This is a genomic window from Methylobacterium frigidaeris (assembly GCF_022179185.1).
Lineage (GTDB): Bacteria > Pseudomonadota > Alphaproteobacteria > Rhizobiales > Beijerinckiaceae > Methylobacterium > Methylobacterium frigidaeris.
The window spans coordinates 1-13,208 of sequence record NZ_BPQJ01000033.1; the positions used below are offsets into that span (position 1 = coordinate 1).

The 13,208-nt window shown below is 69.2% G+C and carries 12 protein-coding genes; 7 read left to right on the forward strand and 5 right to left on the reverse strand.

Translation table 11 applies throughout. The annotated features are described in order from the left end of the window. Together MFF64_RS25945 and MFF64_RS25950 are read right to left on the reverse strand one after the other, a co-directional pair. Positions 1-1,189, reverse strand: a 1,189-nt coding sequence (locus MFF64_RS25945) for a cache domain-containing protein (protein ID WP_238192772.1), incomplete at its 3' end; no start/stop codon positions are given. 186 nt (positions 1,190-1,375) lie between these two features. Then, entirely contained in the window at positions 1,376-2,029 is a 654-nt protein-coding gene (locus tag MFF64_RS25950) for a TetR/AcrR family transcriptional regulator (RefSeq protein ID WP_099903451.1), read from the reverse strand. 193 nt (positions 2,030-2,222) lie between these two features. On the opposite strand from MFF64_RS25950, the gene MFF64_RS25955 reads away from it, so the two are divergent. The 7 genes from MFF64_RS25955 to MFF64_RS25985 all read left to right on the forward strand — a co-directional run bounded on the left by MFF64_RS25955 (position 2,223) and on the right by MFF64_RS25985 (position 10,410). Beyond that, positions 2,223-3,032: an ABC transporter ATP-binding protein gene (locus MFF64_RS25955; protein WP_099903449.1), complete on the forward strand. Its 810-nt coding sequence runs from the start codon at positions 2,223-2,225 to the stop codon at positions 3,030-3,032. Next, the gene (locus MFF64_RS25960; RefSeq protein ID WP_238192773.1) at positions 3,032-4,963 is read left to right on the forward strand and encodes a long-chain fatty acid--CoA ligase; all 1,932 of its coding nucleotides are present in this window, start codon (positions 3,032-3,034) and stop codon (positions 4,961-4,963) included. The genes MFF64_RS25955 and MFF64_RS25960 overlap by 1 nt, the downstream gene beginning before the upstream one ends. A gap of 27 nt (positions 4,964-4,990) precedes the next feature. Further along, complete coding sequence (locus tag MFF64_RS25965) at positions 4,991-5,884, forward strand: branched-chain amino acid ABC transporter permease (protein WP_099900117.1); 894 nt, start codon at positions 4,991-4,993, stop codon at positions 5,882-5,884. Continuing rightward, the gene (locus MFF64_RS25970; protein ID WP_099900115.1) at positions 5,884-6,957 is read left to right on the forward strand and encodes a branched-chain amino acid ABC transporter permease; all 1,074 of its coding nucleotides are present in this window, start codon (positions 5,884-5,886) and stop codon (positions 6,955-6,957) included. The genes MFF64_RS25965 and MFF64_RS25970 overlap by 1 nt, the downstream gene beginning before the upstream one ends. 51 nt (positions 6,958-7,008) lie before the next feature. After that, positions 7,009-8,280, forward strand: coding sequence for an ABC transporter substrate-binding protein (locus MFF64_RS25975; protein ID WP_238192774.1), 1,272 nt, complete (start codon positions 7,009-7,011; stop codon positions 8,278-8,280). 222 nt (positions 8,281-8,502) lie between these two features. Further along, positions 8,503-9,339 carry an ABC transporter ATP-binding protein gene (locus tag MFF64_RS25980; RefSeq protein ID WP_099900111.1) on the forward strand — a complete coding sequence of 279 codons (837 nt, stop codon included), beginning with the start codon at positions 8,503-8,505 and terminating at the stop codon, positions 9,337-9,339. A 189-nt stretch (positions 9,340-9,528) separates the two neighbouring features. Beyond that, the gene (locus MFF64_RS25985; RefSeq protein WP_238192775.1) at positions 9,529-10,410 is read left to right on the forward strand and encodes an AraC family transcriptional regulator; all 882 of its coding nucleotides are present in this window, start codon (positions 9,529-9,531) and stop codon (positions 10,408-10,410) included. Positions 10,411-10,473: 63 nt separating this feature from the next. On the opposite strand, the gene MFF64_RS25990 is transcribed toward MFF64_RS25985, so the two are convergent. From MFF64_RS25990 to MFF64_RS26000, 3 genes are all read right to left on the reverse strand, one after another. Beyond that, a complete protein-coding gene (locus tag MFF64_RS25990) occupies positions 10,474-11,619 on the reverse strand; it encodes a GGDEF domain-containing protein (protein ID WP_238192776.1) in 1,146 nt (381 codons plus the stop codon). A gap of 198 nt (positions 11,620-11,817) precedes the next feature. Continuing rightward, complete coding sequence (locus tag MFF64_RS25995) at positions 11,818-12,765, reverse strand: DMT family transporter (RefSeq protein ID WP_099899346.1); 948 nt, start codon at positions 12,763-12,765, stop codon at positions 11,818-11,820. An 88-nt stretch (positions 12,766-12,853) separates the two neighbouring features. Then, positions 12,854-13,084 carry a DUF1127 domain-containing protein gene (locus MFF64_RS26000; RefSeq protein ID WP_099899344.1) on the reverse strand — a complete coding sequence of 77 codons (231 nt, stop codon included), beginning with the start codon at positions 13,082-13,084 and terminating at the stop codon, positions 12,854-12,856. Positions 13,085-13,208: the final 124 nt, after the last annotated feature.

Sequence of the window (13,208 nt, forward strand, 5' to 3'; positions counted from 1 at the left end):
TCAGCCCGACCACGTCGCCGATGCGGGCCGTCGCCTCGGTCAGCGCCCGGACCTGCCCGGCGGTCTGCCCGGCCTCGGCCACGGCAGCCTGTGCCAGCCGCGCCGAGCCGTCGACCTGGCGGCCGATCTCCGCCACCGAGGCGCCGAGTTCCTCGGCAGCCACCGCGACGGTCTCGACGTTGGAGGCGGCCTCCTCGGCGGCAGCGGCCACGGCGGTCGATTGCGCGGCGGTCTGCGTCGCGGTGGCGGTCATGGCCTGGGCGGTGCCGCGCAGCTCGCCGGAGGCGGCGGCGACGGTGGCGATGACCCCGGTGATCGCGGTCTCGAAGCCCTGGATCAGCTCGTTCAGCGACGCTGCGCGGCGCATCCGGCGCAGCTCCTCGGCCTCGCTCTCGCCCCGCAGCCGTTCGCGCTCGATCGCATTGTCGCGGAAGACCAGGACGGCGCGGGCCATCGCCCCGACCTCGTCGCGCCGTCCCGCCTCCGGCACCGCGAGGTCGGTGCGCCCTTCCGAGAGACCGGTCATCGCGGCGCGCAGGCGCTCCATCGGCCGCACCACCGAGCGGACGATCAGGAGCGAGACGCCGCCAAGGACGAGCAGGATGACGAGGCCTGCGACCGCCAGGCGTTCGACCTGGGCGACGATCATCGCCCGCAGGTCGCTGACATACTCGCTGACGCCGATGTAGATGTCCCACGGAGCATGGTAGCGGAACAGACCGATCTTCGGCACGGCCGCCGTCTCGCCTTCCGGGACCCAGGTGTAGCGGAAGGTCGCCGCGCCGTCGCGCTTGGCGCGGGGCATGACGTCGGCGACGTAGCGGAATCCGGTCGGATCGGTCACGCCCATCAGGTTGCGGCCGACCACCTTCACGGCGGGGTGGGCGACCACGGTGCCGGTGCCGTCATTGACGAACAGGTAGTTGTCGCGCCCGTGCCGCATCGCCGCGATGTCGGCGAGCGCCGCCTCGCGGGCGGCTGCCTCGCCCATCTCGCCCCTGCCGGCCTTCTGGCGGTAGTGCTCGACGATGTTGGCCGCCGCCTCGGTGATGAGCGAGAGGCGCTCGATGCGCTGCGCCATCATCGTCTCGTATTGGTAGTTGAGCGCGACCCCGCCTAAGCCGACCAGGCTGAGGCCGGCGAGCGCGATCAGCAACGCGAACTTGCGGGGAAGGGTGAGCACGAACATGAAGCGGCCACTCCGGATCCGGACCTTGCCGGATGACGCTCCGGAAATAGATGCCGGGTCGTGAACAGTCGGTTTATTTCGTTAGCTCATGGAGCGATTTGGGCAGGCGCGACAAGGTCTTGCCCGTACGGCATCTGACCCGCGGCGGTATCATCGGCGGTCCACCGCGTCCCGCGAGGCCGCGCCCTACCCGATTCCGGCCCGCAGGGCCCCGCGCCGCCGCGGCGGCACCGCGACGGCCTCCGCCGCCTCGCCGCGGGCGAGCGCCAGCACCATGCCGGTGAAGATCTCCTGCATCGCCTCCCGCGAGAGGCGCCCGTCCGGCCTGTACCAGGTGCAGATGCCCGACAGCATGGCGAGGATGGCGAGCGTCGCCATCCGCGTGTCGGCCAGGCGGAACTCGCCGGTGGCACAGCCGTGGTCGAGGATGTCGCCGAGCTTGCGCTCGTAGTCGCGCCGCATCGCCACCACCGCGGCGAGGTTGTCCGGCTCGAGGCTGCGCAGCTCCGAGTAGCAGATGAACACCTCCTGCGCCCGGGCGACGTGGTAGGCGACGTGGAACTCGGTGAACCGGGTCAGCCGCGCCTCGGCGCTCCCCTCCGGCAGCAAGGCCGCGTCGAGGGCCGCGTGCAGGTCGAGCATGTGCCCGCGGATGAGGTCGAACAGGAATTCCTGCTTGTTACGGAAGTAGTTGTAGAGCGAGCCCTGCTGAATGCCGACCTCGGCCGCGAGCTGGCGCAGGCTCATGGCGGCGTAGCCGTGGGTGGCGATGAGGCTGAGCCCCGCCCGCCGGATGGCCTCCTCGGTCCGCGGTCCCGACGAGCCTGCGATACGCGCCATGCTGGCCCCTAACCCTGCCCTCGCGGGGCTCCCGCCCCCTCGACTTTCGTCGCGCCAGTGTAGCACTTGACGCTCGGAAAAAAACAGTCGAACGTATTTTCATGGCGGATGACGGGGACGCATACCCGGTATCCGCGATTGGCAGAGCGGCGCCGGACACGAGCGCGGCCGCCATCCCCAGGGAGGATCAGGCGTGGCGGAGACCCTCGCGGTTCGCCAGATCTCGTTGCGCTTCGGCGGCGTCAAGGCGCTGACGGATGTCAGCTTCGCGGTCGAGAAGGGCGAGCTTTTCTCGATCATCGGCCCCAACGGCGCCGGCAAGACCTCGATGATCAACTGCATCTCGGGCCGCTACCGGCCGTCCGAGGGCCAGATCCTGCTTGACGGCCGCGACATCACCAAAGCCACGCCGAACCAGCGCCCGAAGCTCGGCATCGGCCGGACCTTCCAGAACCTCGCGCTGTTCCACCACATGAGCGTGCTCGACAACATCCTCGTCGGGCGCCACCACCTGATGCGCAACAACTTCGTCACCGGCTCGCTGTACTGGCTGCCGGGGGTGCGGAGCGAGGAGCTGGCGCATCGCCGCCGGGTCGAGGAGATCATCGATTTCCTCGATCTCCAGGCCTACCGCAAGGCGCCGGCCGGCACCCTCTCCTACGGGTTGCGCAAGCGGGTCGAGCTCGCCCGCGCCATGGCGCTCGAGCCGAAGCTGATCCTCCTCGACGAGCCGATGGCCGGCATGAACCTCGAGGAGAAGGAGGACATGGCCCGCTACATCGTCGATCTCAACGAGGAGTTCGGCATGACCGTCGTGATGATCGAGCACGACATGGGCGTGGTCATGGACATCTCGCACCGGGTGATGGTGCTCGATTTCGGCCGCCGCATCGCGCTGGGCCGCCCCGAGGCGGTCCTGGCCGATCCCCACGTGCGCAAGGCCTATCTCGGCGAGGAGGACGACGCGCCGGCCGCTCCCGAACCCGTGAGGGCGGTGTCGTGATGACCGATTTCACCGCGCTTGCCGACCAGGCCGACACCTTCCCGAAGCTCCTGCGCCGCAACGCCGCCGAGCACCCGGACGAGGTGGCCCTGCGGGAAAAGATCTTCGGGTTATGGCGGCCGACGACCTGGGCCGAGTACCACGCCCGCACCCGCGCCTTCGCGCTCGGCCTCTCCGACCTCGGCATCGACGGCGGCGACGTGGTCGGGCTCATCGGCGACAACCGGCCCGACTGGGTGGCCGGCGAGATCGCCGCCCATGCGCTCGGCGCCCTGTCGCTCGGCCTCTACCGCGACGCGCTGGAGGACGAGGTCCAGTACCTCCTCGCCTTCGCCGAGGTGAAGGCGGTGATCGCCGAGGACGAGGAGCAGGTCGACAAGCTCCTCAACCTCGCCGACGGCGTGCCGAGCTTGCGCCACATCGTGTTCTGCGACCCCCGCGGGATGCGCAAATACGACGACCCGCGGCTGATCTCGGCGGACGCCCTCGCCGCCAGGGGCGAGGCCCTGCACGCGAGCGATCCCGGCCTCTACGACCGGATGGTCGACGCGACCGACGGCGAGGCGGTGGCGATCCTCTGCACCACGTCCGGCACCACGGCGCGGCCGAAGCTCGCGATGCTGAGCGGCGGCCGGGTGCTGCGCCACTGCGCCCGCTACCTCGCCGCCGACCCGAAGGGGCCGCAGGACGATTACGTCTCGGTGCTGCCCCTGCCCTGGATCATGGAGCAGGTCTACGCGCTCGGCCAGGCGCTCCTCTCTCGCATGAAGGTCAACTTCGTCGAGGATGCCGACACCCTGATGCACGATTTCCGGGAGATCGCCCCGACCTTCGTGCTCTTCGCCCCCCGGGTCTGGGAGGCGGTCGCCGCCGACGTGCGCGCCCGGATGATGGACGCCTCGCCGTTCAAGCGCGCCCTCTACGAGCGCGGAATGACGATGGGGCTCGACGCCCTCGACAAGGGCACGCGCTCCACTGCGGCCGACGCCCTGCTGTTCCGGGCGCTTCGCGACCGGCTCGGCTTCACGCGGCTCACCTCGGCGGCGACCGGCGGCGCGGCCCTCGGGCCCGACACGTTCCGGTTCTTCCGTGCCATGGGCGTGCCCCTGCGCCAGCTCTACGGCCAGACCGAGACGCTGGGCGCCTACACCCTGCACCGAGGCGAGACGGTCGATTTCGACACGGTCGGCGTGCCCTTCGACGACAGCATTGAGATCCGGGTGCTCGATCCCGACCGCAACGGCATCGGCGAGGTGCTGGCGCGCCACGCCAACATGTTCCACGGCTACTACAAGGCCGATCCGAACGCCCCGAGCGACGTGCGCGACGGCTGGATGCACACCGGCGACGCCGGCTACGTCGACAAGAAGGGCGAGCTGGTCGTCATCGACCGGATCAAGGACCTCGCCGTCAACGCCCACGGTGAGCGCTTCTCGCCGCAATACATCGAGAACAAGCTGAAGTTCTCGCCCTACGTGGCGGAAGCCGTGATCCTCGGCGCCGGGCGCGAGGTCCTGGCGGCGCTGATCTGCATCCGCTACGCGGTGGTGGCGAAGTGGGCCGAGAAGAACCGCATCGCCTTCACGACCTACTCGGACCTCGCCGCGAAGCCGGCGGTGATCGAGCTGATCCGCAAAGAGGTCGAGCGGGTGAATGCCGGGCTGACCCACGTGCAGCGCGTCGCCAAGTTCGTGCTGCTCTACAAGGAGCTCGACGCCGACGACGGCGAATTGACCCGCACCCGCAAGGTCCGCCGCGGCGTCATCAACGAGAAATATGCCGACCTGATCGACACGATCTATGCCGGCGCGCCGAGCTACCGGGTCGATACGGTGATCCGGTTCCAGGACGGCACCACCCAGCGCATCCGCACCACCCTGCCGGTGATCGACCTCACGGCGGCCCCCACCACCCTCGCCGCCGCCGAATAGGGCCTTCCTGAGAAGGGTCTCGCGCCCATGAACACCCATCTCCTGCTCCAGCTCGTCGTCAACGGGCTGATCGTCGGCGCCCTCTACGGCGTGGTGGCGATGAGCTTCGTCCTGATCTACAAGGCGAGCCAGGTCGTGAACTTCGCGCAGGGCGAGTTCCTGCTCATCGGCGCCTGGGTGTGCTGGTGGCTGCTCACCACCTACCAGCTGCCGTTCCTGGTCGGCATGGCCGTCACCTTCGCGTTCATGCTGGTCTTCGGCATCGCCCTGCAGGTGGTGGTGCTGCGGCCGCTGATCGGCGAGCCGATCATCTCGGTCATCATGGTGACGATCGGCCTGTCGATCTTCTTCCAGGCCCTGTGCAAGTGGCTGTTCGGCGTCTTCGCCCAGCCCTTCCCGCCGATCTTCCAGACCCAGTCGGTCTCGATCCTCGGGCTCGAGATCCAGACCGTGTACCTGATGAGCCTCGGCATCTCGGTCGCCATGATGGCGGGCTTCGCCTGGTTCTTCCGCTACTCGAAGCACGGGCTGGCCATGCGGGCCACCGCGTTCAACCAGCAGGTGGCCCAGTCGCTCGGCATCTCGGTCCGCAACGTCTTCGCGCTGGCCTGGGCGATCTCGGCGGTGGTCTCGTCCGTCGCCGGAATCGTGGTCGGCATCGTCAACGGCGTGTCCTCGGCGCTCTCGCTCTACGGCATCAAGGTCTTCCCGGCGGTGATCCTCGGCGGGCTCGATTCGGTCGTCGGCGCGGTGATCGGCGGCCTCGTGATCGGGGTGCTGGAGAACGTCGCGCAATACGTCGACGGCCAGTACCTGCACTGGGGCAACCTCTACGAGATCGTTCCCTTCTACGTCCTGGTGGTGATCCTGATGATCAAGCCCTACGGCCTGTTCGGCACCCGCGACATCGAGCGCGTCTGATGGCGACCCAGAGCCTGATCCCCGCCGGCGACTACCGCACGACGTATGCCGCCGACACCACCATCTTCCCGACCGCCGGCAGCCGCTACGCGGTCTGGGCGGGGCTAGCGGTTTTGTGCTTCGCCCCCCTGGTGCTCGACCGCTACTGGCTCAGCCTGCTGATCCAGATCGGCTACTTCGCGGTGGCGGCGCTCGGCCTCAACATCCTGGTCGGCTTCACCGGGCAGATCTCGATCGGCCACGCCGCCTTCTTCGGCTTCGGCGCCTTCGCCTCGGCCTGGCTGTCGAACAATCTCGGCATCCCGGTCTTCTTCGCGATCCCGCTCGCGGGCGTCGTCACCACCGCGGTCGGCCTCGTCTTCGGCCTGCCGGCGGCCCGGCTGAAGGGCCTCTACCTCGCCATCGCAACGCTCGCCGCGCAGTACATCCTCCAGGATTTCTTCGCCCGGGCGAACTGGTTCACCGGTGGCGTCGCCGGCACCCACGCCGAGGCGTTCTCGATCTTCGGCTTCGCCTTCGACACCGACCACCGCTACTTCTACGTCGTGCTGGCCTACCTGGTGCTGACCTTCGTGCTCGCCACCAACCTGATGCGCTCCCGCGACGGCCGGGCGCTGGTGGCGGTGCGCGACCACTATCTCTCGGCGGAGATGATGGGGATCAACCTCACCCGCTACCGCACCCTGTCCTTCGGTCTCTCGGCCTTCTATGCCGGCATCGGCGGCGCGCTCTACGCGCATTACCTGCAATTCGTCTCGGTCGAGGGCTTCGGCATCCTGCTCTCGATCCAGTTCCTCGGCATGATCATCATCGGGGGCCTCGGCTCGATCATGGGCACCCTGATGGGCACCGCCTTCATGGTTCTGGTGCCGGAAGCGATGGGCTGGATCACCGACGCGGTCCGCGGCTCCGCCCTCGACCGGGCCCTGTCGCTCAAGGACAACCTGTCCTTCCTGCGCGAGATGGCGATCGGCCTCGTGATCGTGCTCTTCCTGATGTTCGAGCCCGACGGGCTCGCCCACCGCTGGCGCCAGATCAAGGCGTACTGGAAGCTCTATCCCTTCTCGCACTGACATGAACGAACGAGGCTGAGAACAGCCCGCAACCTGGAGGAAACCAAACCGATGCTTCGCCTGTCCCTCGCCTCGGCCGCCGCCCTCGTCCTGGCCGTCCCAGCGCTCGCCGCCGAGATCCCGATCGGCCACCTCGCCGACCAGAGCGGCGCCACCTCCGACGTCGGCGTGCCCTACGCCCAAGGCGTCGCCGACGCGCTCGCCTACGTGAACCGCAAGGGCGGCATCAAGGGCGAGAAGATGGCCGTCGAATCGGTCGATTACGGCTACCAGGTGCCGCGCGCCGTCGCGCTCTACAAGAAGTGGACCGGCGGGCGCGACAAGGTCGCGGCGATCCAGGGCTGGGGCACAGCCGATACCGAGGCGCTCTCGGCCTTCGTTACCAAGGACGAGATCCCGTACATCTCCGGCTCCTACGCCGCGCAGGTGAGCGACCCGACCGGCGCCAGCGGCAAGGCCAAGGCCGCGCCCTACAACTTCTTCTACGGGCCGAGCTACTCGGACGCCTTGCGCGCCATGCTGATGTGGGCGGCCGACGACTGGAAGGCCAAGGGCAAGACCGGCAAGCCGAAATACGTCCATATGGGCGGCAACCACCCCTACCCGAACTCGCCCAAGGAAGCCGGCGAGGCGATGGCGAAGGACCTGGGCTTCGAGGTGCTGCCGGCGATCGTCTTCGCGCTCGCGCCCGGCGATTACACGGCGCAGTGCCTCACCGCCAAGAATGCCGGCGCGAACTACGCCTATCTCGGCAATACCGGCGGCTCGAACATCTCGCTGCTCAAATCCTGCAAGTCGGTCGGCACCGACATCCAGTTCATGGGCAATGTCTGGGGCATGGACGAGAACGCCGCCAAGGCGGCGGGCGAGGCGGCGAACGGCGTCGTGTTCCCGGTCCGCACCGCGGCGGTGAGCGGCAGCACCGCGCCGGGCATGGCGATGGCGGCCGAGATCTCGAAGGTCTCGGACCCTGCCGGCACCGCCTACCGGCCGGTGCACTACTACACCGGCATCTGCGCCGCCCTCTACATGACCGAGGCCCTGGCCTGGGCCAAGGACAATGGCGGGCTCGCCGGCCCCAACGTCCGCAAGGGCTTCTACCAGAAGAAGGACTGGGTGCCCGCCGGCATGGAGGGCGTCTGCGTCCCCTCGACCTGGTCGCCCACCGACCATCGCGGGATGATGGAGGTCAACATCTACCGCGCCAAGGTCTCGGGGCCCACCGACGGGGCGCTGCCCGACCTGATCAAGGCCGGCACGATCAAGCTCGAGCCGGTCAAGACCGTGACGCTGCCGAGGAAGAGCGAGTGGCAGGGGTGGTGAGCCGCAGGCTTGCCGGCTGAACCCTGACTTGCCCTCCCCCCCTCTGCGGGGGAGGGTGGCGAACGCAGTGAGCCGGGAGAGGGGCAGCGCGACGGAGCCGGCTGTGGAGCCCGTCATTGCGCTCGCGACCTTTCCGGAAACGGCGTCCCCTCTCCCACCCCACTCCGTGGGGCACCCTCCCCCGCAGAGGGGGGAGGGAGATGCCATGCCTGGAGCCGCCCGATGTCGCAGGTGATGACCCTGGAACGCCCGACCGCCGACGCGGCGCCCGCCCCTCTCCTCTCCTTGCGCAACGTCGAGGTCGTTTACGACGACGTGATCCTCGTCCTTCGCGGCCTGAGCCTCGACGTGCCGGCGGGCTCGATCACGGCGTTGCTCGGCGCCAACGGTGCCGGCAAGTCGACGACGCTGAAAGCCATCTCGGGCCTCCTGCGCTCGGAGGACGGCGAGGTCACCCGCGGCGAGATCGTGTTCGACGGCGCCCGCATCGACGGCATCGAGCCAGACCGGATCGTGCGCCGCGGCATCTTCCAGGTGATGGAGGGCCGCCGCATCGTCGCCGACATGACGCCGATGGAGAATCTGCGCCTCGGCGCGTTCTCGCGCCGCGACCGCGAGATCGGCCAGGACCTCGAGCGGGTGCTGACCTACTTCCCGCGCCTCAAGGAGCGCACGGGGGCGGCGGGCTATCTCTCGGGCGGCGAGCAGCAGATGCTGGCGATCGGCCGCGCGCTGATGGCCCGGCCCCGCCTGATCCTGATGGACGAGCCCTCGATGGGCCTCTCGCCCCTCCTGGTGAAGGAGGTCTTCGGCATCATCCGCCAGATCAACCGCGATCTCGGCGTCACCATCCTGCTCGTCGAGCAGAACGCCCGCGCCGCCCTCTCGGTGGCCGACCGCGGCTACATCATGGAGCAGGGCAAGGTGGTGCTCGACGGCACCGTCGAGGAGCTGCGCACCAACGAGGACGTGAAGGAATTCTACCTCGGCGGCGCCGGCGACCAGCGCAAGAGCTTTCGCAACCTGAAGAGCTTCAAGCGGCGCAAGCGCTGGATTTGAGGAGCAGAAGCCCAAAGCGGCCGGCTTGTCGCCTGTTCTTTATCCACCTGTGTGTCTGGAGTCCGGGCGCCGCTTTCGCGGCCCCGGAACGACCCGGTGGGTATCGATCCTGGCGACGGCATCGGCCAGACTCCGCCCACAGCAAGACCGGTCAGGACGCCCGCCGCTTCCCTCCGTCATGATGACGGCATGGATCGAGCCCCCTCCCCCGGACCCGACCTCGTCGCCGATACGCTCGCCTGGATCGAGCAGCGGCTCGACGAGCGTCTGACCCTCGCCCGCCTCGCCGACCGGGCGGGGCTGTCGCCCTACCATTTCTCGCGCCTGTTCACTGCCCGGATGGGCCTCGCGCCCATGGCGCATGTGCGCGGACGCCGGCTCGTGCGGGCGGCACGGCGCCTCGCCGCCGAGCCCGACCTGCGGCTCGTCGATCTCGCCTTCGAGGCCGGCTTCGAATCACAGGAAGCCTTCACCCGCGCCTTCGGGCGCCGCTTCGGCGTCACCCCCGGCCGCTTCCGCCGCGGCCTCGCAACCCTCCCCCCGGACGGAGATCCCGCCATGTCGACATCCACCGAGATGTCCCGCGCCGTCGCTCACCTGCCCGATCTCGTGACCCTCGACGCGTTCACCGTCGCCGGCCCGACGCGGCGCTTCGACCAGGCGACCGCCTCCACCATTCCGGATCTCTGGTCCGCCATGATCCGAGGCCTGCCGTTCGTCGACGGGCAGGTGCCGAGCTGGGCCACGTACGGCGTCGTCTGGAGCGCCGACAAGGTGGAGGGCCGCTTCGACTACATGGCCGGCGTGGGCGTGCGGCCGGAGGGCAGCCTGCCCGCCGGCTTCGTGCGCAAGACGATCCCGGCCGCGACCTACGCGGTGTTCCGCATCACCCTGGACGGGACGGCCCTGCACCCGCAGGTGAAGCGCGCCATGGCGACCATCTGGGGCGAGCTGATCCCGGCTTCCGGCCTCACGATGGCCGGCAGCCCCGATTTCGAGCTCTATGACGGCCGCTTCACCCCCGACCGGCCGGGTACCGTCATCGACGTGCACGTGCCCGTCACGGTGTGAGCCCGCGATCTCGCGAGGAACGCTCCGTCCGCCGGGACCGCGTCCGGTCCCGGGCAGGACGCCTCAGCTCGCCCGGGCGACGGGCCTCGGCTCGGGCCGGGCTTCGCGCACGCAGTTGCGCCCCGCCTCCTTGGCGGCGTAGAGCGCGAAATCCGCCTCGGGCAGGGCCGCCTGCGTGCTGCCGAACCGCGCGCAGTCGGCGAAGCCGATCGAGACCGTCACGCGCTCGAGCGCCGGAACGCCGTCGAGGACGGTCCCCGACACCCGGCAGCGGATGGCCTCGGCGAGCCGCTGCGCGCCGAGCCCGTTCCGCGCGCCCGGCCACCGCTGGACGAGGCAGACGAACTCCTCGCCCCCGAAGCGTCCGACGGGATTGTCGGGGCCGGCTTCCGTGGCGATCGCCTCGACGACGCATTTGATCACGCTGTCGCCCGCGAGGTGGCCGAACCTGTCGTTGATCGATTTGAAGTGATCGATGTCGATCATCACCACGGCCCGGATGAGGCGGGCCTCGATCGGTCGCGCATCGTCCGCGGCGATCAGATCGCCGAGGTGACGGCGATTGAACACCCCGGTCAGGGGATCGCTGACGACGAGCTTGCGCACGGTCTCGTTCATGTCGATGAGGCCGACGATGGCCAGCGAGCGCTCGTACTCCACAAAATACACGAACATCGCGAGACATGTGACGAGATAAATCATGCCAATGCTGTTGATGATTTGCATATCTATGGCAGAGAACGATGCCGGCTCCATCACGAGGTGGCCGAGCAGGCCCAGGGCGACGATTGCCGCCACCGTGACGAGGACCCAGGCCAGCCCGGAGGCACGACCGCCGACCATGATCGCCAGGACGGGGACCGCGACCAGCCACGCGCTCCCCGGCGCCAGGATGGTTCCGAAATAGGCGACCTCGTAGACATTGAACGCGAACAGAGAGACGAGATAGATTTCCCGGCCGAGGACGAGGCTTCCGCTCCACCGATAGATGAGCGAGGCGGTGACGAGAAGGACGCCCGATCCGGCCATGGCCAGGAAGAGCGGCCACATCGCATACCAGGCGAACAGACCCGTGAAGCTCGGGACGGCGATACATGCCAGGGCGGACAGCCCATCCAGGCGTCGGCCATATGTCGAGGCGCCGTTCGGATCGTTCAACTGCGGTGAGGGAAGCCAGCGCAGAAGCTGTTTCTTCAACGCCTCGACCATGTCGTCTCCTCGCATCACCACCGACATGGCGCACCAAGCCTGCTCCGCATGGCCGCGACGCGTTGCGACGACACGTGTACCAGAATATCATTGACCTTGGGTAAAATCGAATCGCGGCCTATGCCCGGACATTGATGGATGCGTCGTCCCCTCCCATCGCCCCTCCCGGCGATCGGGCGGATCGGGTCCGCCGCGCGATCACGACTTCCCCTGCGCCGCAGCCTCGGACCTGCCGGCCCGCCGCCGCAGCAACCGCCCGTCGATCGCCACCAGCCCCATCCCGATCAGCGCCATGCCGAGGAGCTGGCGGGGCACCACCGGCTCGCCCAGCACCAGGGCGCCGAGGAGGAGCGCCGAGACCGGGATCAGGAAGGTGACGAGCATCAGGTTCGTCGCCCCGGCGCTCGCCAGCAGGCGGAAGAAGATCACGTAGGCGAGCGCCGTCGAGAGCGCCGCGAGGCCGAGGACGGCCGCTATGGCCGCGGCGGGAGGCGGCGCCAGGGTCCAGGGCCGGTCGACCGCGAGGGCGACCGGCAGGAGCAGCATGGTTGCGGCGGTGACCTGCCCGGCGGCGGCCGAGAGCGGCGGGATGCCCATGCGCTTGAAGCGCCGCCCGTAGATCCCGGCGAAGGCGTAGGAGAGCGCGGCGAGCAGGATCGCGCCCTGCGCCAGCGCCTCGCCCCCGAGCCCGGCGAGGACCGAAGGGCCGACCATCACGGCAACGCCCGCAAGGCCCGCCAGCACGCCGGCGAGGCGATGGCCCGTCAGGCGCTCGTCGTCGGTGAGCCCATGCGCCACCAGCACGCCGAAGAGCGGCGTGGTGGCGTTGAGGATCGCGGCGAGGCCGGAGGCGATGTGGGTCTGCCCCCAGGCGATGAGGCAGAACGGCACCGCGTTGTTGAGGAAGGCCGCGCCGAGGAAGGCGAGCCAGACCGAGGCGCCCCGCGGCATCGGGATGCCCCGCACCCGGAGCACCAGGGCGAGGATCGCGGCCGCGAGACCGACCCGCAGCAACACCAGGGTGAGCGGCGGCAGCGCCCGCAAGCCGATGCCGACGAAGAAGAACGAGCCGCCCCACAGGACCGAGAGGCCGAGGAGCAGGCCCCATTCCGAGGGGGTCATGGGGCGGTTGGCGGCAGGCTGCATCGGGGTCGGGCTCCGTCGGGAGGGAGCCGCACCATGACGAACGGGCACTCCTGCGGCATCCCGTTCCTTGCGGCGCAATCCCGGCGGATCAATCCCGCCAGAACGGCTTCTCCGCCTCGCGCAGTGCATCGGCCCGCGACAGGCCGACATCCTTGAGCAGCCCGTCGGGGCAGGCCAGCAGGGCGCGGCGCTCGCGCCGGCGGTCGGCCCACAATTCGAGCCGCTGGACGAGCGATGCGGCGGGGCGCGGGCGCGGCGGACTGAGACGGATGGCGGGAACGAGGCGCAGGTTTCCTCGGCCAGCGACGAGGCTCGTCATGGCTCTCTCCGGGTGGGACGGATGGTTGCTCGATGGGGGGAGATTGCCTTTCGGAGCCGCCACGATCAAACCAGATCGCCTCGTCCGTCGCCGCAGGAAATCTGGGTCACGTCCCGTCTGGATC